This window comes from Nitrospirillum pindoramense (assembly GCF_007827955.1).
Taxonomy (GTDB): domain Bacteria; phylum Pseudomonadota; class Alphaproteobacteria; order Azospirillales; family Azospirillaceae; genus Nitrospirillum; species Nitrospirillum amazonense_B.
On record NZ_VITR01000015.1, the window covers coordinates 148,725 to 168,702 of the forward strand.

Annotated in this window: 15 protein-coding genes; 3 read left to right on the top strand and 12 right to left on the bottom strand. The window is 64.0% G+C overall.

The annotated features are described in order from the left end of the window. Positions 1-36: 36 nt before the first annotated feature. From FBZ90_RS22365 to FBZ90_RS22415, 11 genes are all read right to left on the bottom strand, one after another. The gene (locus FBZ90_RS22365; RefSeq protein WP_145735204.1) at positions 37-555 is read right to left on the bottom strand and encodes a hypothetical protein; all 519 of its coding nucleotides are present in this window, start codon (positions 553-555) and stop codon (positions 37-39) included. A gap of 4 nt (positions 556-559) precedes the next feature. Beyond that, positions 560-1,234 carry a hypothetical protein gene (locus FBZ90_RS22370; protein ID WP_145735205.1) on the bottom strand — a complete coding sequence of 225 codons (675 nt, stop codon included), beginning with the start codon at positions 1,232-1,234 and terminating at the stop codon, positions 560-562. Between the two features lie 42 nt (positions 1,235-1,276). Further along, on the bottom strand, positions 1,277-1,960 hold the full coding sequence (locus FBZ90_RS22375) for a Stf0 family sulfotransferase (protein WP_186455992.1): 684 nt from the start codon (positions 1,958-1,960) through the stop codon (positions 1,277-1,279). 118 nt (positions 1,961-2,078) lie between these two features. Beyond that, the gene (locus tag FBZ90_RS22380; RefSeq protein WP_145735207.1) at positions 2,079-4,133 is read right to left on the bottom strand and encodes a peptidase domain-containing ABC transporter; all 2,055 of its coding nucleotides are present in this window, start codon (positions 4,131-4,133) and stop codon (positions 2,079-2,081) included. Beyond that, positions 4,130-5,407: a beta-barrel domain-containing protein gene (locus FBZ90_RS22385; RefSeq protein WP_186455993.1), complete on the bottom strand. Its 1,278-nt coding sequence runs from the start codon at positions 5,405-5,407 to the stop codon at positions 4,130-4,132. Before FBZ90_RS22385 ends, FBZ90_RS22380 begins: the two co-directional genes overlap by 4 nt. Before the next feature lie 773 nt (positions 5,408-6,180). Next, positions 6,181-7,659, bottom strand: a complete 1,479-nt coding sequence (locus tag FBZ90_RS22390) for an NAD-dependent succinate-semialdehyde dehydrogenase (protein ID WP_145735209.1) — start codon at positions 7,657-7,659, stop codon at positions 6,181-6,183. Next, on the bottom strand, positions 7,656-8,939 hold the full coding sequence (gene gabT / locus FBZ90_RS22395) for a 4-aminobutyrate--2-oxoglutarate transaminase (protein WP_145735210.1): 1,284 nt from the start codon (positions 8,937-8,939) through the stop codon (positions 7,656-7,658). The genes FBZ90_RS22390 and gabT overlap by 4 nt, the downstream gene beginning before the upstream one ends. Positions 8,940-9,049: 110 nt before the next feature. After that, positions 9,050-10,105: an agmatinase gene (locus FBZ90_RS22400; protein WP_145735211.1), complete on the bottom strand. Its 1,056-nt coding sequence runs from the start codon at positions 10,103-10,105 to the stop codon at positions 9,050-9,052. 30 nt (positions 10,106-10,135) lie between these two features. Next, positions 10,136-11,530, bottom strand: coding sequence for a flavin monoamine oxidase family protein (locus FBZ90_RS22405; protein WP_145735212.1), 1,395 nt, complete (start codon positions 11,528-11,530; stop codon positions 10,136-10,138). 15 nt (positions 11,531-11,545) lie between these two features. Continuing rightward, positions 11,546-12,157, bottom strand: a complete 612-nt coding sequence (locus tag FBZ90_RS22410; RefSeq protein WP_246130695.1) for a TetR/AcrR family transcriptional regulator — start codon at positions 12,155-12,157, stop codon at positions 11,546-11,548. Positions 12,158-12,233: 76 nt separating this feature from the next. Further along, positions 12,234-13,673 carry an amidase gene (locus tag FBZ90_RS22415; RefSeq protein WP_145735214.1) on the bottom strand — a complete coding sequence of 480 codons (1,440 nt, stop codon included), beginning with the start codon at positions 13,671-13,673 and terminating at the stop codon, positions 12,234-12,236. Positions 13,674-14,325: 652 nt separating this feature from the next. Here FBZ90_RS22415 and FBZ90_RS22420 point away from each other — a divergent pair. From FBZ90_RS22420 to FBZ90_RS22430, 3 genes are read left to right on the top strand one after another with little or no spacing between them, the layout of a single operon-like run. Further along, the gene (locus tag FBZ90_RS22420; protein ID WP_186455994.1) at positions 14,326-16,665 is read left to right on the top strand and encodes a TonB-dependent receptor; all 2,340 of its coding nucleotides are present in this window, start codon (positions 14,326-14,328) and stop codon (positions 16,663-16,665) included. Positions 16,666-16,713: 48 nt separating this feature from the next. After that, entirely contained in the window at positions 16,714-17,868 is a 1,155-nt protein-coding gene (locus FBZ90_RS22425; RefSeq protein WP_145735216.1) for an MFS transporter, read from the top strand. Between the two features lie 57 nt (positions 17,869-17,925). Then, positions 17,926-19,353, top strand: coding sequence for an aldehyde dehydrogenase family protein (locus tag FBZ90_RS22430; RefSeq protein ID WP_145735217.1), 1,428 nt, complete (start codon positions 17,926-17,928; stop codon positions 19,351-19,353). Positions 19,354-19,438: 85 nt separating this feature from the next. On the opposite strand, the gene FBZ90_RS22435 is transcribed toward FBZ90_RS22430, so the two are convergent. After that, a partial coding sequence (locus FBZ90_RS22435) for an autotransporter outer membrane beta-barrel domain-containing protein (protein ID WP_145735218.1) occupies positions 19,439-19,978 on the bottom strand: 540 nt, incomplete at its 5' end.

Here is a 19,978-nt window from a genome sequence, read left to right on the forward strand (position 1 = left end):
GGCGGCGCCCTTAAAGCGCGCCGCCATCCAGTTCGCTTACTTGCCGGACTGTGCGCAGCCGGTGTTGTCGAAGAAAGCCGTCTGAACCGTTTCCCGTGGTGTTGCCTTGTAGGCCATCACCTCGGAAAGATCGGGCAGAAGGATGTGGTCAGGCGCCGCATCGCCGGCCTTCGGCAAGCTTTCATTGAAAGTTAAGTCGGCATTGGCGGCGAAGTAATGCAATTCCCCCAGGGGCCTTGTGCCCCCATCAGGATCCGGTGGATGCCAACCCGGCGCCGTTACGTCGGTGGTGGATATAAGGTTGATGTAACGGGCCGTTCCAGCATCGAAGAGGAACCAATAGGTTTTGCCCGTCGAGTTGGAGCGCACGAAAAAGGCCAGGGTGCTTTGCCAATTTTCGTGGTGGCCGACATCCCGGAAACCCGCAGTGAACTGTGGATTTCCGTGCAGTTGATAGCTTGCGCGATCTATGGTGCAGGGGCTCTTGGCGGCGGCTATGGCGGGCATCAACCCTATCGCCGCCGCGCAAAGCAAGGCCTTGGCTCGGTAGACCATGGCATCAGCCCTTGGTGAAGCCCAGCGTCGAAACCTTGCCCGGATAATCGGCCACGGTCGGGCTGTTCCAGTCCGTCGAGTTGTTCCCGAGGTGATGCTTTACTTCGAAGTAATTCTCGAAGCTCTCGCTGCTGGGAATGGCGCCGGACGACTCGCCACTGCTGTAGCGGTCGCTATAGCGGCTAATATCTGAATAAATGGCCTTGATCTGGTCATCCTCGTTATGGATGTCCATGTTGCTATGGCCCAAATCGTTCCAGGTCTGTTGGTTGTACTGGAACAGGCCGGTGAAGTTGCCATTCTGGGCTTGCTGGTTGAAACTGGACTCGTAATACGCCTGATCCACCGCGGTCTTGATTTGATCTGGCGTGAAGCCATGCTGTTGACCGAAGTCGACGATCTTGTCGACAACCTTCGTCTGAGCGTCGGTCAGAGGGATGTTGGTGGTGTAATGATTGCCGCTCGGCGTGGTGTGGACCTGCCCATTGCCTTGGTCCGGTGGATCGTTGGGCGTTGGGCTGGGAATGGGCGACGGGAAGGGAGACGGAGAGGGCAGGGGAGAGGGCGATGGCGATGGTGACGGATGCCCCGTCACGGTAATTGTCGTTATCGTTTGTCCCCCGCCGGTGTCGTAGCCGCCGGCGACGAGATCCAGTTCGGCTTTCTTCAAAGCGCGCATATCAGTCTCCGATTGAAGTTTTGATGGACGGGATAGTGCGGGTCAGGCTGCGATGTCACCGGATTGTCCGACCGTGTTCTTATACTCGGTGAACTTCCTGGCCCATTCCTGGCTGATCTGGTCGGACTGTTTCTCGATGTCTTGAAGGCCGAGGGGATGAAACTCCGCAGGGTGTATCTCCAGGAATTTGGCGATTTCCATAATTGACTTTTCGGTATCGGCCAAAAAATCCTCGTAGTAAATGCGGAGCGGAGATGTTCCTGTCATTTGGAATATTTCTTCCCAAGCGCTTTCTTGTTGGTTAATCCAGTTCTCGGCATTGAGCATCGCTTTCAGGTCATATTCTGGTTCTTTTTTGTATTCGACACCTGAAAACCACGCGGCCGTCTGAACCGCCTTTGCATAAGAAACCGCTTGCGCGACCCGGTCCTTGCGGACCAGGTAAATCACCTTGTCGGATTCAATCATGGGCAAAAGAGCCTCGTGATTGGCCGCGATGTTTCGATAATCAGAAACGAAGGCCTTGAACCCGAAGACGCCGTTGGGTGACGTCCTTACAGTCTTGAGGCGTTTCCAATAAGTCAGGCTATCACCCCGCCCCAGGCGCTGAATCATGCGATCCCGGTTGCTCAAGTTCGTATATTCCATAGGGGCGCCCATGGCGCCGGTGTTCCATAACTTGATGCTCAGGTGTGTGCTGCCCGTCCGTGGAATGGCGGCGATCATGTAGGTTTTCTTGGGACCCCCGCGATAAAGGGGAAAGTCGTTCTCACGCTCGTACAACCTGGCAACCGGATGCAATTCATCCTCCATTGGTCATGAATGAAGCGGTGTCGGTGAATGATCAGCAGCGTTCCAACCTGATTAGGCGATCCGCGACCTGAATCGTTTCCTTGCGATGCGCGATCACGATTCTTGTTATATTTAGGGATGTTAGGGTCTTGTTAATGCTTCTTTCCGTCTCGACATCCAGATGGGAGGTCGCTTCATCGAGAAGAAGTATTTTTGGGTCTTTGTATAGTGCGCGCGCCAGAAGAATGCGTTGCTTCTGGCCGCCGGACAGGGTTGAGCCCATGTCTCCGACGAAGGTCTCCGCCTTCATCGGCATCCTGTCGACTTCCTTGTCGATACAGACCATGGACAAGCAACGCCAGACCTTGTCCATGTCCAGGTCTTCATCGAAGAAGGAGACGTTCTCGGCAATCGAGCCCGGCAGCAGTTCGTCGTCCTGCATGACAATGCCGAGGTTCCGGCGTATCAACTTCACGCCCCAGGTCGCCAAGGGCAGCCCGTCCAGGCGTATCTCTCCCGCCGTTGGGGGATAGAGACCGCTGAGGACCTTCATCAAGGTCGACTTGCCAGCGCCAGATGGGCCGACGATGGCGACGAATTCCCCCGGCTCCACCCGCAGATTCACGTTACGCAGGACCAGGCGATCCATGGGGCCGTACTGAAAATAGATGTTCTCCGCCTCCACCAGTCCTTGAATGTTTCCCAGGTCCGGCCTGCTGCGTTCCGCGTCGTCCTCGGCCGGCGTCAGCACGATGTCGGCGAGCCTGAAGGTATACAGGCTCAACATGCGGGCGCTGATGACCTGGTCGACCAGATTGGTGATGCGGGCGTTGAATTGGGTCCTGTAGCTGATAAAGGCGTACAGGATGCCGATCGACATCGTGTTCTTGATGATGGCCAGCACGCCCAGATAAATCACGACGATGGTTATGAGAACGTCAATCGTGCGCTGGCAAATCTGAAAGCCGTTGGCGATCAGGGCGTTTTCCTGGCCGGCGCGAATTGTGTCGGCGAATTTGTTGGCCCAGTTGCCCTCGCGTTCCGACTCGCCGCCCATGGCCTTGATGGTTTGGATGGCGCGTAAGGTTTCCAGCCGCTTACCCTGTTCAGCGATGGAGGCCTGCAAGGCGTTCGCGGCATACTTCCGGCTGAGGGGCAACCACGCCAACCGGACCAGGACGTAAACGGCCAGTCCTGCCAACGTCACGATGGAGAGCGCGGGGGAAAACACGAACATCATGACGACCGTGACGACGGACAGGGCGCCATCGATCACCGCACCAACGACACCGTTGGAGATCAAGTTGCGAATGGGGTCGATGGACTGGAAGCGGCTGTTGGTATCTGCCAAGCGTCGCCGTTGGAACCAGGGCAAGGGCAGCCTTACCATGTGGTGGAACAGGCGGACCGTCATGTCCCAATTCAGCAGCGCGGCCACTTTCTGGAATATGACGGCCCGGAACGCTTCCGCTCCGGCGTTGATGACGGCGAACCCTGCGAAACCTAACGCCAGCGTTCGCAACAGATCCTCGTCCCCTTTCATGGCGGCGTTGTCGATCGCCATCTGCAAATAGAAAGGCGAAGCAGATACATAAATTTGGGCGACGATCGACAGGATGAGGGCGTGTAACAACCCGCGTTTCACCTCGGGGGATAGTCGGATGATGCCGCCGAGGCCAAGGGGTGAGCGCTCCACCCGCTTCTGAAACCCTGGTGATGGCGACAATTCAAGCGCGACGCCCGTGAATTTACGGGACATGTCCTGAATGCTCAGGAAAACATAGCCTTTCGCCGGGTCAAATACCTTGTACTTCTTCCCCTTGCGCCCGCTGAAGACGACGAAATGTTTCAGCCCCCAGTGGAGTATGGAGGGAACCTTCAAATCGTCGATTTCGTCCAACTCGCACCGAACGGCGCGACTGGACATGCCGACAGAATTGGAGATGGTGATGATGTCCTTCAGATTGGAACCGCGGGCGGAAACGGGATAGCGCTGACGCAGCCAATTCAGATCAATATTAGAGCCAGCCAATGCCGCCGCCATCGCGACGCAGGCCAAGCCGCACTCTGCAGCTTCCGTTTGACGATTGCGAATATCCGGTATCATTCTGATCTGCGCCTTACCGCCAGAATTGGGTCAAGAATCCATTCGATAAATGACTGCGATCCGGTGGTTATATCCGCAGTTATTTTCGTACCTGGGCTGATAGCCCATTGCTGTTGATAAGCTTCAATGTATTGCTTTTCTATTCTGACCTCTATTTTATACATTGATTCCTTTGAATCTAAGGGAAATGGAATTTCATTCGGCGGAACTGGTGCCGTAGATACCGCAGATACTTTTCCATGCCCTACACCAAAGCGCTGGTATGGAAACGGGTCGTACATAATTCTGACTTCGTCATTCACCTTGATGAAGCCAATTGCTTTTGATGGCGCCCATAATTCCGCCTCTAGCTCAGAATTATTTGGCATAACAATTGCCACAATGGCTCCTTGGCGGATAGAGTCTCCAGATTTTGCATGCAAATAAACAATTTTTCCCTTAGTGGGGGATGTGATTGTTCCACTACCCTGTGCTTGGTTATTCGCCTGTTTCTGCGTTATTTCCGCCTTTGATATTGATAATTGTGATGTCATGTCCTCATAATCATCTTCAAGCTTCTGTATTTGAAGCTTTATCTGCTTTATATTAGAGTTGTTTTCCTCAATTTGATTATCAATTCTTGATAGCCCCTGCTGTGCTTCTATGAGTTGACCTTCCCGCTCTCTCAGCTGTACTTCCGAGAAATATCCCTTTTCACTCAATAGCATAGCTGACTTGAAGGATTTTTCTCGCAGCTCAATCAGTTTTTCCTGAAGTTGCCTATCGCTTTTATACCTTAATTGTTGTGACTGTATTGTCTTAAGCTTTACTATTTCTGTGTCTTTCTGATCTTTAAGGGATGCGCTACGGGTCTCTAATTGTTTCTCCAGGGCTTCTTTCTGTGCATCAGCTGACGCGTTAAGAACCTCACTCAACTGATCTCCGCCATTAATTGTTTGATCTGAGTTAATATCAAGGATGGGGGCGTTCTCTTCTACGGAGTCCCCCTCTTTTGCATAAATCTCAGAGACGACAGCATCGCGTGGCATTGTGATTTTGAGGGCGCCACCGCGCGGCTGCATAATGCCCTGAACTGTCTCTTTTCGCGTGAATTGACCTAGAATTAGGAAGCTCAAAATGATTATTACAGATAAAGCGATAAACCACGTGAATATAATTGAATTTATGCCAACGGATTTAAGCGGAGACCCAAGCTTTAGTGTCGCAGCATCTACTGACTCCTTTCTATATAATTCAATTTTTCCATTTCTTGAATTAGAGCTTATGTAGTTCAAATTAATCACCATATGGATAGGCGTTGATCGAAATTACACCACTATTTTTTATGGCAATTACTGCAATCATTTAACGATGCATTCTTGTAACGGCTTTTGGGTAACATGTGACATTTACTGTGTCAATGTTTCGGAACGGTGGTCGTATCAACCGCTTTTAGGTTATCTTTTCGGCGAATGGCCTAGTATTTTGCGTCGCTCTGAAGGTCTTCGTGAGGGTAGAGCAGCCGCTCATGGTCGTGTTGCAAGGGTATTTTACAAAAACTGATAATCTTCTGCGGACGTTTTTCGTCCTTTGGTCGGTTTATATAGCAACCATCAACTATTAGATGATTATGTCATGGGGTGCCTTCCTGTTACGCATGGTGTCCATGACAGGGAACCCATTTGGCGAATTCTATATTTATAGATGATTTGATTTCGGGTGAATAGAAAGAAATATTTTTATGAAAATTCCGAACTTCATCAATAAATCGGCCGGCGACAACTTGTCGCATTCCGCCGTATCTTCGAGGTATACTCATTTTTGAGTATGCCTATACTGCGGCGGTATCCCGTAGGGCTGTCTGTGCGCCCCGATGGCCGGCTGGTATCCCGGTGCCACCGACTTCGCGGTCACTCATTTGACCGAATCTTGGCGCCCCTGGATGATGGGCATGCCAAGACCCGGCATCGATATCGGCGATGCCGGGCTGTTACCGGGGAAGGGAGTGAAGTAGGAATCCGAGTTCAGCCATGACGCCCACCCGATGGCGGTCACGGCGGTCTTGGAATCAGGGCGCTGTGCCCAGGCACAGATATTTCAGGTCCAGGTACTCCTCGACGCCATGGCGGGAGCCTTCCCGGCCCAGGCCGGACTCCTTCATGCCGCCGAACGGGGCCACTTCGGTGGAGATGGCGGCGGTGTTGATGCCGACCATGCCGAAGTCCAGCGCCTCGGACACCCGGACGAAACGGTTGAGGTCGCGGGTGTAGGCATAGGCCGCCAGGCCCGCCGCCGTGTCGTTGGCGAGGGCCACCGCCTCCGCCTCGGTGGTGAAGCGGTGCAGGGCCGCCACCGGTCCGAACGTCTCCTCCCGCGTTATCCGCATCGTCCGCGTCAGGCCCGTCAGCACCGTCGGGCTGTAGAAGGTGCCGGTGTCCCCCAGGCGATGGCCGCCGGTCAGCACGGTGGCCCCGTGCGACACCGCGTCATCGACATGGCCCGCCACCTTGGCCAGCGCCTCGGCGTTGATCAGGGGGCCCTGATCGGTGGGGCCGGCCAAGCCGTCGCCCACCACCAGCCCGGCCACGCGCGCCGCCAGGCGCTGGGCGAAGGCGTCATGAATGCCGTCCTGCACCAACAGGCGGTTGGCGCAGACGCAGGTCTGGCCGGTGTTGCGGAACTTGGCAAGGATCGCGCCGTCGACCGCGGCGTCCAGGTCGGCGTCGTCGAAGACGATGAAGGGCGCGTTGCCGCCCAGTTCCATGGACACGCGCTTCATGGTGCCGGCCGCCGCCGCCGTCAGCCGCTTGCCCACGGCGGTGGACCCGGTGAAGGTCAACTTGCGCACCCGGGCATCGGCCATCCAGGCATCGCCGATGGCGGGCGCGTCGCCGCACAGGATGTTCAGAACGCCGGCCGGAACGCCGGCCTCCTCCGCCAGCACGGCCAGGGCCAGCGCGCTCAGCGGCGTCAGCTCCGATGGCTTCAGCACCACGGTGCAGCCGGCCGCCAGCGCCGCGCCCACCTTGCGGGTGATCATGGCGGCGGGGAAGTTCCACGGGGTGATGGCGGCCACCACACCTACCGGCTGGCGGGTCACCAGGATGCGGGCGTCGGCACGGTGGCCGGGGATGGTCTCGCCATAGACGCGCTTGGCTTCCTCCCCGAACCATTCCAGGAAGCTGGCGGCATAGGCGATCTCCCCCTTCGCCTCGGCCAGGGGCTTGCCTTGCTCCGCCGTCAGCAGGCGGGCCAGGTCCTCAGTGTGGGCGACCATGAGGTCGAACCACCGGCGCAGGATGGCCGCGCGGTCCTTGGCCGCGCGCTTGCGCCAGCCGGGCAGGGCGGCATGGGCGGCATCGGTGGCCGCCCGCGCCTCGGTCCCGCCCGCGCGGCGGACATGGGCCAGGATTTGGCCGGTGGCCGGGTTGGTGACCGCCACCGTCTCGGCATCGGCTGCCAACCACCGTCCATCGACATAGCTGGCCTGGCGCAGTAGGTCCGGGCGCGCCAGGGCCAGGTGGCTCAGGGCCGTGCCGGCGCTCATCGCGGCACCGTCAGGGCCTGGGCCAGGATGTCCAGGCCGGCGTCCAGCTGCGCGTCGGGAATGGTCAGGGGCGCCAGGATGCGGATGACGTTGCCATGCACGCCGCAGGACAGCAGGATCAGGCCCAGTTCCAGCGCCCGCGACGTGACCTGGCGCGTGGCGTCGGCATCCGGGTCCACGCCGCCGCGCTCCTTGAAGATCTCGAAGGCCACCATGGCGCCGGGACCGCGGATGGCGCCGATGGGCAGGGTGTCGTTGCGCTCCCGTACCGTTTCCAGCCTGGCCTTGATGCGGTCGCCGATGGCATCGGCGCGGGCCAGCAGCCCTTCCTCCTCGATGACGTCCAGCACGGCAAGGGCGGCGGCGCAGGCTACGGGGTTGCCGCCATAGGTGCCGCCCATGCCGCCGGGTGCCACCGTGTCCATGATCGCGGCCCGGCCGATGACACCGGACAGGGGGAAGCCGCCGGCCAACGATTTGGCGATGGTGACCAAGTCCGGCTCCACGCCGGTATGCTCGATGCCGAACATGCGCCCGGTGCGGCCGAAGCCCGCCTGCACCTCATCGGCGATCAGCAGGATGCCATGGGCGTCGCACAGGCGGCGCAGTTCCCGCAGCAGTTCCGGCGGGGCGGGGTTGAAGCCGCCCTCGCCCTGAACTGGCTCCAGGATGAAGGCGGCCACACGCTCCGGCTCCACATCGGCCCGGAACAGGAAGTCCAGCGCCTTCAGGCTGTCGGCGACGGTGGTGCCGTGGTGCGGTATCGGGAAGGGCAGGTGCCACACCTCCGGCGGCATGGGACCCGCGTCCTTCTTGTAGGGATTGACCTTGCCGGTCAGGGCGGAGGTCATGAGCGTGCGGCCGTGGAAGGCGCCGGTGAAGGCGATGACGCCGCTGCGGCCGGTGGCGACGCGGGCGATCTTGACGGCGTTCTCCACCGCCTCGGCGCCCGTGGTGAAGAACACGGTCTTGGCCGGGCCGCTGAACGGGGCCAGGGCGTTCAGGCGCTCCGCCAAGGCGACGTAAGGCTCGTAGGCCGCCACCTGGAAGGCGCTGTGGGTGAACCGCTCCATCTGCGCGGCGGCGGCGGCCATTACCCGGGGATGCCGGTGGCCGGTGTTCAGCACGGCGATGCCGCCGGCGAAGTCGATATAGCGCCGGCCGTCGACATCCCACAGCAGGGAATTGTCGGCGCGGTCGGCATAGATGGCGGTGGCATGGGCCACACCGCGCGGCACGGCTTTGGTGCGGCGGGCGAGAAGGTCGGCGTTACTGGACATGATGGGGCGTCCTCCGCGGCGAGGGTAGGGGGCGGCGATCCCGCCGGCGCATGGGCGGGTCGGACCGGCAGGTCGATAGGAAAGGTCAGGCCGAATACGGTGGCGCGGCGTCAGCCGCGTTGTCGTCGCCGGTCCAGGGCCAGGGTGGCCAGGCACAGCTGTTCGAACAGGATTTGGGCGCCGACCTGGGCGGTGTTGCTGGTGGGGTCGTATTGCGGGGCGATTTCCACCACGTCGGCGCCGACCACATCCAGACCGGCCAGTCCGCGCAGGATGGCCAGCGCCTCCCGCGAGGTCAGGCCGCCCACCTCGGGCGTGCCGGTGCCGGGGGCGTAGACCGGGTCCAGGCAGTCGACGTCGAAGGAGATGTAGACCGGCCCGTCGCCGACCACCTCCCGCGCCTTGGCGATCACCGCCTTGGCGCCCATCTCCGCCACGTTCTCGGCGTGCAGCACGGTCATGCCGGCGTCGTAGGAGAATTCCCAGAAGAATTCCGCGCTGCCCCGGATGCCGATCTGGATGGTGCGGTCCGGGTCCAGCACCCCGTCCAGCACGGCTAGGCGGAAGGGGCCGCTGTGGTGGAAGCGGGCGCTGTCGTCGCTGCCGCTGGTGTCGCAATGGGCGTCGAAATGGATCATGCCCACAGGGCGTTCCCGGCCCAGTGCCTTCAGGATGGAATAGCTGATGGAATGGTCGCCGCCCACGCTCAGCGGCACCACCCCCGCCGCCGCCAGCCGGCCGTAAAAGGCCTGGATGTCGTGGTGGCAGGCCGCCAGGCTCAGATAGTTGCTGAAGGGCACGTCGCCGATGTCGGCGATACTGGCCTGGGCGGAGGGAACCAGGCGCAGCACATGCTCATACGGCCCGATGCGGTCCATGCCCCGGACGGCGCGGGGGCCGAGGCGCGACCCCGCCCGGTTGGTGACGCCCAAATCCATGGGCACGCCGACCAAGGCGATATCCAGGCCGCCGAAATCGTCCAGCGCCGCCAACTCGGGACGCAAGGGCGCGTCCAGCAGGGTGCCGGCGTCGGCGAAGGGCTGGCGCGGCGCCTCCGCGCCCCGGAACACCGCCTCAGCCACGTCACGGAAATGCGGGTCGAAGAAGTCGGCCGGCGAGGCGGCGCCGTAGCGCTGCCGCAGGCGGTCCAGCTTGGTCTGATCCACTGTCGTCCCCCTATCTCAGCGTGCCCTGTCTCAGCGTGCCGCTAGGATTTCGGCGGCGGCCCGCTCGCCGGACCGGATGGCGCCGTCCATGTAGCCGGGCCAGCGGCTGGCCGTTTCCGTACCGGCCCAATGGATGCGTCCGGTGGGCTGGCGCAAGGTCGCGCCCAGACTGGTCCAGGCCCCCGGGACCATGACGCCGGCATAGCCGCCCCGGGCGTATTCCTCCTCCAGCCAGGACAGCTCGATATACTCCCGCATATCGGCGGCCCGGGGCCCGAACAGCCGCACCAGGGACCGGGTGATGGCGGCCTGGCGCTCGGCCGGCGTGCGGGCGGTCCATTCCTTGGCCTCGTCCCCCTCGATGAAGGCGACCAGGATGCCGGGCGTGCCGGCGGCGGGGGAATTGTCGTAGATCAGGCTCACCGGGCCGTCCTCGCTGATCGCCATCCCCGACAGCCCTTCCTCTCGCCAGAAGGGGGTGGGATAGAGGCACTGCACCTTGATGCAGGCGCCCATGGGCATGCGCTGGGCCAGATGGTCCCGCGTCCCGGGCAGCGGCGGGCTGTAGCGCAGGCGGGCGGCCAGCGCCGGCGGCAGGGTCACGATGGCGTGGCGGGCGCGGACCGTGTTGCCCGCGGCGGTGGTGATGGTCACGCCGTCACCGTCCTGGGCCAGGGCGGCCACCGGGGTATCGAGACGCAGGTGCGGCCGGACCGTGTCCGCCAGCCGTTCCGCCAGATGCTGCGCCCCCAGGCTGAAGCGCCGTTCCTGCGCGCCGCCGCCCATGCTGATCAGGGCGGCCAGCCCGCCGGCGGCCTTGATGTAGAAAAGGACGTGCAGCAGCGACAGCTCCCGCGCCTCCGACGCCAGGACGGAGCGGGCCAGGAAGCGCATCCAGAACCGGGCCTCGTCGCTGGTGGCTGTGCGGATGATCCAGGCGTCGAAGCTCTCGCTGTCCAGGGCGGCGGCGTTGGGGCTGGTCCAGGGGGTTTCGGCATCCACCGTTTGTGCCAGGGTGTCCAGCGCCTGGAACGTCGCCTCCACCTCCGCCAGGGCCGCCGGCTCATGGGGCGGCAGCAGACCGGTGAAGCGCATCAGGCGGCCGTTGTGCAGACAGAGGTTCTCCCCCTCCTCGAAGGAGGTGAAGGTTTCCACCCCCAGCTCCTCGGCCAGGGCCAGCACCTTGTCCTGGCCGGGCCCCACCCATTGTCCGCCAACGTCGATGGGGGTGCCGTCTTGGGCATGGCGGGTATGGATGCGGCCGCCGACGCGGTCGCGCGCCTCCAGCACCGTGACGCGCAGGCCGGCGTTCACCAGGGCGCGGGCGGCGGTCAGGCCGGCGAAACCGGCCCCGATGATGGCGACATCGACCGGTTCCGCGCACGCGGACTCCGGGCGGCAGGCGGACTCGATGGGCTGGCCCATGACGCTCTCCGGTTCTTAGAGGTAGGTGCGCTGCGCGGCGATGATCAGGGACTGCACCGCTTGGCGCGAGCGGAAGCTGTTGGCGGTCGCCAGCCATTGCAGAAGGATGCCGACGAAGCCGGTGAAGATGAAATTGGCCAGGCCGTCGATGTCCGGCTTGATGCTGCCGTCGCGGACATCGCTGGCGTCGGCCAGGACGGACCGGTACAGGTCCAGATATTCTTCATACTTGCGCTTGGCCAGCCATTCGGACCCCGGCGTGCTCAGCGCGTACAGGGTCAGGTTGAACAGGGCCAGTTGCTCATCGGGGCTGCGCTCCACCTCTCCCCGGATGAAGGTCAGCAGGTGGTCGATGCGGTCGTGCAGCCGCTCGGGCGCGGAGAAATAGGCGGCCAGGCTCTCACGTGACTTCGCCACCAGGTGGGTCAGCACGTTCATCAGCACGGCGTCCTTGCCGTCGAAATAATAGTGCAGGGTGCCCAGGTTCACGCTGGCCTCGCCCGCGATCTTGCGCGTGGTGGTCCCGTGCACGCCTTCGCGGGCGATGACAGTGACGGCGGCGGCCATGATGGCTTCCCGCTTTTCCTCGCGCTTTTCCTCGCCTTTGGTTTTGGGGGGCTTGGACACGGGCGTTTCCTCTGGTCTCGCGGGCGGCTTGCCCTTTGGGCGGGCGGATGGGCGGGACGGCATGCTGATCGGGGTGTTAGCGGGGGTCAACGGCGGCGGTTGATGACGGCTGGGGATCAATCGGGATGATAGGCCCAAGCCGTTCCTCCAGCGCCGCCGCGGCGGCCAGCACCAGGCCGTCGCGGAAGCGGCCGGCCACCAGTTGGACGCCCAGCGGGCCGTCCGTTCCCCGGTGCACCGGTACCGACAGGGCGGGCACGCCCAGGAAGGCCGTTGCCGTGCAGGGGCTGTGCGCGGTCAGCAGCCGGCGGGCCTCCTCCACGCCGCGCACATCGTAGCCGACAGGGAAGGGCGCCGACCAGGCGGTGGGCATCAGCAGCAGCGGGAAGTCCTCGAAGAACATCTGCCAGGCGCGCTGGAAGGTGGTGCGGCTGGCCAGGCCGGCCAGCATCTCCTCCGCCGACAGGGTGGGGACGCAGGCCGCCGTCAGCTCCAGGGAGCGCAGGAACGTCTCATCGCCCAGGGCGAAGGCGGCCCGCGCGCCGGGGCTGCGGCAGTCGTTGGACAGCAGGGTCATCCACAGCGCCGCCGCTTCCTCGAAGCGGGGTAGGGCCGCCTCCACCACCTCATAGCCGGCGTCGGCCAGCGCATCGGCGGCGCGGCGCAGGGCGGCCAGGACGGGGGCGTCCGCGGCATGGTCTGCTGTGCCGGTGAACAGGGCGACCCGGACCCGAGCCGTGTCGTCGGGGAAGTCCAGAGGAGCCGGGACCCAGGCCGGGTCACGCGGATCACGTCCCGCCATGGTCTCCAGTCCCAGGCGGATATCGCGGACCGAGCGGGCAAGCACGCCCTGGGTCGATCCCAATTGCAGGCACAGCGACCGCTCGGCCTTGCCCGTGGGGTTGTAGGCGGGAACGCGGCCGGTGGTGGGGCGCAGGCCGTAGACGCCGCAGGCGCTGGCCGGCAGGCGGGCGGACCCGGCCAGATCGTTGCCGTGGGCCAGCGGCACCATGCCGGTGGCCACCGCCGCGGCCGCCCCACCGCTGGACCCGCCCACGTTCAGGGCGGCATTCCAGGGATTGAGGGTCAGGCCGTGCGGCGCGTTGTCGGTGAACCAGCGGCAGGAGAAGGCGGGGGCGTTGCTGCGGCCCAGCAGGATGGCACCGGCCTTGCGCCAATTGGCCACCGGCGGGCTGTCCTCCGCCGCCACCAGGCTGGTGAAGGCGGCGACGCCGTTGGTGGTGGCGCTGCCGGCCTGGTCGACATTGATCTTGGTCGTGACGGGAACGCCATGCAGAAGCGGCAGAGGGGCGCCGGCCGCCCTCCGGGCGTCGGCCTCGGCGGCGGCGGCCAGGGCGGTGTCGCGGTTTATTTCGGTGAGGGCGTTCACCGCCGGATTGACGGTGGCGATACGGTCCAGGCAGGCGGCCGTCGCCTCCCGTGCCGAAACCCGTCGTTCCCGGATCGCGGATGCCAGATCCGTGGCATCCCATTGCCAAAGCGCGGTGCCGCCCATGTCCTGTCCCTGTTCCTGAAAGACATTTTTTAAGAAGGCGTCAGCGTCGTGCGGCGGGTCGTTGCCAGGCCGCGGACCGGCTTAAGGGCACCTTACGGGGCGCCCGGGGGCCGGATCGACGTTCGTCATGTTTCCTGGTTACAGGCCGCCGATGAGCCTGTCAATCATATTTAGTCATTTGATCAATTTATCTTCGGCCCTGTCTGGGCTGAGGGCAGGACGCCAATTGGCGGATTTTTTGTCGCGCCTCTCAGTGCGCGCAGAGTATGGCGACTAGGGAGAGGCAATCTATCATATTGTTTGTAAACAAATATTTTTGGAACGACCTCTGTGTGGCTTTCGCGGATAATTCGTCGAACCTTGAATCTTTATCCTTGACAACTTTTCCGAAATGCGTCGCACTTGGGGCATAAATTGGTCAAATGATCAAACATTGACGTGAACGGGGTATCCGGCCGGGTCTGGCCGGGAATGGCTTTGATGCTCCGGTACGGGACGACCGTCCGGTGATTTCCGATGCAGGCTGGCCCCTTGGGGCGCGGGTCCTTTTGGCGGGGTGCGAAAGCGTCCCCGAACGGGGACGGCTTGCCGGATAATGGCCGCCGTCAAGGCGTGCCGCGAACAGATGAACGGGAAGATTCGGGAGACGGAAATGAAGCGGAAACGGTATGCCTATGCGGCCCTTGGCCTGTCTTGCTCCCTGATTTTGGGGGTATCGTCACGCGCTGCGGAACCGGCCGCCGCACCCACAAGCGGCGCCTCCGACGACGTGTTGCAGGACATCGTGGTGACGGCGCAACGGCGCGCCCAAAGTCTGCAGGATGTGCCCGTGTCGGTCAGCGCCTTCGCCGGCGACGACCTGAAAAGCCGGGGGGTGACCTCCATCGACCAGATCGGCGGCATGATCCCCAACGTCCAGATCCACAACGACAAGGGCGGCGGCGCCCCCACCTGGGTGATCCGCGGCGTGGCGCTGTTCGACTTCAACGCCAACAACAACCCCGCCACCGCCATCTACATCGACGACGTCTACCAAAGCTCCGCCGTCATGGGCGGCGGCGCGCTCTATGACCTGGAACGGGTGGAGGTGCTGAAGGGCCCGCAGGGCGGGCTGTATGGCCGCAACACCACCGGTGGCGCCGTCCAGGTGTTGTCCAAGCCGGCCAAGCTGGGCGCCTCGGATGGCTATGCCTCCGTCGATTACGGCAAATGGAACGAATACCGGGTGGAGGGGGCGCAATCCATCCCCGTCACCGACACCCTGGCGTTGCGCATCGCCGCGGTGCAGGAAGGGGGCGATGGCTGGCAGAAGACCTTGGCCGGCAATACCCGCTGGGGGGCGCCTGACCGGACCTCGGCCCGCCTTCAGGCCCTGTTGCAGCCGTCGGAGCGCTTCACCGCCCAGTTGAAGCTGTTCGGCAGCCGGGACCAATCGCAGACGACGCTGGCCACCAGCAACGCCGCCTATGATGCCACGGGCGCCTTCTGCGGCGCCGTGGCCGGTGGGGGCAACGGCAACGCCTCCTGCCTGAACTTCGCCCAGTTCAACAACCTCATCACCGGCACCACCGGCGCCCTGTCCTCGGCCAGCCAGTCCAACGATGGCCGTGTCGTCATTTCCAGCCCCATCAACCGGCTGGACAATCATGAGTGGGGCGCCACGCTGACCCTGGACTATGACTTCGATGCCGCCCGGCTCACGTCGATCAGCGCGGCGGACTATTTCCACTACGGTCAGGTCTACGACTACGACGCCACCAACCTGCGGCTGGGTGACCAGGCGGAACGGGCCACCATCCGCAACCTGTCCCAGGAACTGCGGCTGACCTCCACCGGCGACAGCCGGTTCAAGTGGCTGGCCGGTGCGGTCTATGCCCAGACCGGTTTCCAGGAGTACCGGACCTTCGACATGCGCGACAACGTGGCCGTCGTTTCCGCCTCCTTCACCCCGCTGGGTGTGCCGCAGCAGGACGGCGTGCTGGCGGTGCAGTACCGGCAGCAGACGCGCCACGCCTCGGTCTACGGCCAGGGCGACTACGCCTTGACCGACCGTCTGAACCTCTCGGCCTCGCTGCGCTACGCGACGGAGGAGACGGACTTCCGCAACGGCAAGGACTTCTTCCCCCTGGCCGGCATCACCCTGCTGAACAACCTGAACTCCACCTATCGCCTGCACGACCATGTGTCGGGCAAGGTGTCGGCCGATTACCACCTGACCGATACCGTCCTGCTCTACGCCTCGGCGGCCCGGGGGTACAAGTCAGGCGGCGTCTTCGGCGGCTTCCCCCAGGAACCGGGCGACGTGACCCCGTATAAGGAGGAAATCGTCTGGGCCTATGAGACGGGGGTGAAGAGCACCTGGCTGGACCACAGGCTGCAGGTCAACCTGGCCGGCTTCCATTACGACCATAACAATTTGCAGGCGCTGACCACCCTGCCCAGTGTGCTGACGCCCGGCCAGTTCATCTTCCGCCTGACCAATGTGGGCAAGGCCACCCACGACGGCATCGAACTGGAAACGACGTTGAAGCCCCTACCGGGCCTGACGTTGCAGGCGTCCGGCGCCTATGTCGATGCCGAGGTGACGCAGAGCAACGACGTGCTCTACTCCTTCGACAACCGGGCCCTGCCCTGGCAGGGACGGCGCATCGATTACTCGCCGCGGTGGACCGGTTCCTTCAGCGCCCGGTACGACCATGCGGTCACGGCGGATCTGGTGGGCACGGCGCAGCTCGATTTCGACGTGCGCAGCGCCCAGGTGATCGGCAGCACCCTGGTCGACAGCGCCATGCGCAACATCGGCGGTTACGGTCTGCTGAACGGGCGGCTGACCCTGGCATCGGACCACGATGGCTGGAGCGTGTCGCTGTGGGGCAAGAACCTGCTGAACCGGCATTACTTCACCGATCGCAGCAATGACGGCCTGGGCAGCTATTATTCGGTGTATGGCCGGCCCGTCAGCTATGGCCTGAACCTGACGAAGACCTGGTAAGGCGCCATGGCCCGCCACGCGCCGCCGCTTACCCCTGGGGAGGGCTTCATGGCATCCGTTACCACGTCCACGGACCAACCGGTCCCGCCGATGCTTTCGCTGGCGGCCATCACCGCCTTCGGCCTGATCGGGCCCTTCGTCTTCCTGGTGTCGCCCGTCATCGCCGGCCAGCTGGCGCTTGAATGGCACTGGTCCCCCGGCGACATCGGCTTGCTCATGTCGGTGGAGCTGGGGGGGGCCGCCCTGGTCTCCTTCCCGGCGGTTTTCCTGTTGCGCCGCTTTTCCTGGCGGCCGCTGACTGTTGTGGCCACCCTGGTGTTCGTTGGCGCCGGGGTGGGGTCGGCCCTGGTGGCCCGGGCCGGCGGCGATGCCGCCTGGCTCATGCCGTTGCGCTTCCTCGGCGGGGCGGGGGGTGGCGTGCTGTCGGTCATCTGCCTGTTGGCGGCGGGCAGGTCCGCCGACCCCCATCGCGCCTTCGCCTGCTGGACGGGCGGACAGACGGTGTCGGCCGCCTTGGGGCTGCTTTACCTGCCGCGGCTGTTCGGGCATGTCGGCCTTGCCGGGTTTTACGTTCTCCTCGCCGCGGCGGCGTTGTTGGCCCTGGCCGTGGTGGCGGGCCTGCCCGCCGCTTGGCCGGAGCAGTCGGGCTTTGAGCGGGGCGGCGGTTCGGGGGCGGCCCGCCTGAATTTACTGGCGATCTTCTGCTATTACCTGGCCATCAGCGGCGCCTGGGCCTTCGTCGGCGTGCCGGGCCTGGCCCTGGGCCTGACGGAGGACGGGGTGGGCACCTTGACGGCGGCGGCCATGTTCACCGCCATCCTCGGGTCTGTCCTGGCCACCGTCTCCGGACATTCCCGGCACCGGGGCGCCTATACGGTAGGCGTCTTCGGTCTCCTGCTGGCTTGCCTGCTGGCATTGGCCTTCCCGCCGGGCCGGGGCGCCTTCATCGGTGCGGTGGTACTGCTGCAGGTCTGCTGGTCCTTCCTGGTGCCCATGCTGTTGGCGGCGCTGGCCGATACGGATGAGGGCGGCGGGTTGGTGATCCTGTCCAACATGATCATCGGCGGCGGGGCCGCCCTGGGCCCGCTGGTGGCGGGCTACACCCTGGACTATGCCGGAACCTATGTCGCGGTGGCGGCGCAGGGGGCGCTGCTGCTGGCGCTGTCGGTCGCCGCCTTCATCGCCGCGCGCCGCCGGTCCTAGACCTCCCGCAGCCCGGCTTCCCACCTCCTTTCGGTTTCACTGCTTGGATCGAACCCCATGTCTTCGCTTCCGCTTCTCCCCTGTTACATCGACGGCCAATGGCGTCTGCCTGAAGGGGGGCGCCTGCTGGATGTCATCAATCCGGCGACCGAGGCCGCTTGCGCCCAGGTGGCCCTGGCCGGCCCGGCCGAGGTGGATTTGGCTGTGGCGGCGGCCCGGCGCGCTTTTGAAACGTTCTGCCGGACCAGCCGGCAGCAACGCCTGGACCTGTTGTCCGCCATCCTGGCGGCCTATGGCGCCCGTATGGCGGACATCGGCGACGCCATCCGGCAGGAGATGGGGGCGCCGCTGGGCTTCGCCCGCCAGGTCCAGGCCGGCATCGGCGCCGCCCATCTGGCGCAGATGGTGGACACGCTGCGCGACTTCGTGTTCGACGAGGACCGTGGCCCCTTGCGCCTATGGCGGGAGCCGGTTGGCGTCGCCGGGTTGATCACCCCGTGGAACTGGCCCATGAACCAGATCGTCTGCAAGGTGGCGCCGGCGCTGGCGGCCGGCTGCACCATGGTGCTGAAGCCCAGCGAGCTGGCGCCCCTCAGCGCCAACCTGTTCGCGGAGGTGATGCACGCCGCCGGGGTGCCCGCCGGCGTTTTCAATCTGGTACATGGCGATGGTCCCGGCGTGGGTCAGGCCATCGTCGCCCATCCCGATATCGACGTTGTATCCTTCACCGGGTCGACCCGCGCGGGTGTGCAGGTGGCGAAGCTGGCGGCCGACACGGTCAAGCGGGTCAGCCAGGAATTGGGCGGCAAGTCGGCCAACATCATCCTGCCGGACGCGGATATCCCCCGGGCCGTGCGGCAGGGGGTGCTGCGCTGCTTCAACAATACCGGCCAGTCGTGCAACGCCCCGACCCGCATGCTGGTGCCCGAGGATCGCTATGCGGAGGTCGCGGCGATCGCGCGCGAGGTGACCGAAACCGTCGTGGTCGGCGATCCCCTGGATGACGCCACGACGATGGGACCGGTGTCCAACGCCACTCAGTTCGCCAAGGTGCAGCGGTTGATCGAGGTCGGTGTCGCCGAGGGGGCGGAGCTGATCGCGGGCGGTCCTGGCCGGCCGGCCGGGCTGACGCGCGGTTATTATGTCCGGCCCACGGTTTTCGGCCGCGTCACCCCGTCGATGACGGTGGCGCGGGAGGAGATCTTCGGGCCCGTCCTGTCCATCCTGACCTACCGCACGGTGGAGGAGGCGGTGACCCTGGCCAACGACACCGTTTACGGCCTGGCGGCCTATGTCCAGTCGGGCGATGCCGGCCGCGCCCAGGCGGTGGCCCGGCAACTGCGCGCCGGCACCATCTATATCAACGACCCGGCCTGGAGCCCGGCCGTGCCGTTCGGCGGCTACAAGCAGTCCGGCAATGGCCGGGAGTATGCCGAGTTCGGCCTCGCGGAATTCCTGGAACTGAAGGGGGTGGCGGTGGCCTGATCGTCCTCCCCAAGCGTTCCATCCTCGGAAAGAAGGGCCGGCACCGTCTGCGGCGGTGCCGGCCCGTTTTGCAGGCGGTGCCGGGTCAGAAATCCCAGCTGGCGCGCAGCATGCCGCCGTGGCTCTGATAGTCGCGGCGAAGCTCGCCGGTATATTCCAGCCGCAGCTTGAAGCCGTCCGACTTCTCCAGGGTGGTGCCCAGCGCCAGGCCCAGGCCGTCCGCCTGCGGCCGGCCGGTGGTGCTGGCGAAGGTGACGCCCGCCAGCGCACCGGTGGTGGCGATGGGGCCGTTCAGGTAGTCGTGCACCCAGAACACCCGCAGGTCCGGGAACAGCCGGCCGATGCCCGTGTCCCACGTCGTGTCCACCTTCATCCCCAGTTCCTGGGTGATGGCATTGGTCACCAGGGAGTCCACCGCCATGTTGGCCGCCCCGGCGTCGCGCTCCTGATAACCGTGGTTGCTCAGCCGCACGGCCCGCACGCTCACCTGTGGCGTCAGGGTGAAGTCCGCCGCCGATGGCAGTTCATAGCCGACGGTGACCTTGCCCAGGTACTGCTCGCCGCCGTAGTTGGCGTTGGCGCGGGCGCCCAGGAACTGGATGACGCGGCGCTGGTCGAAGTGGTT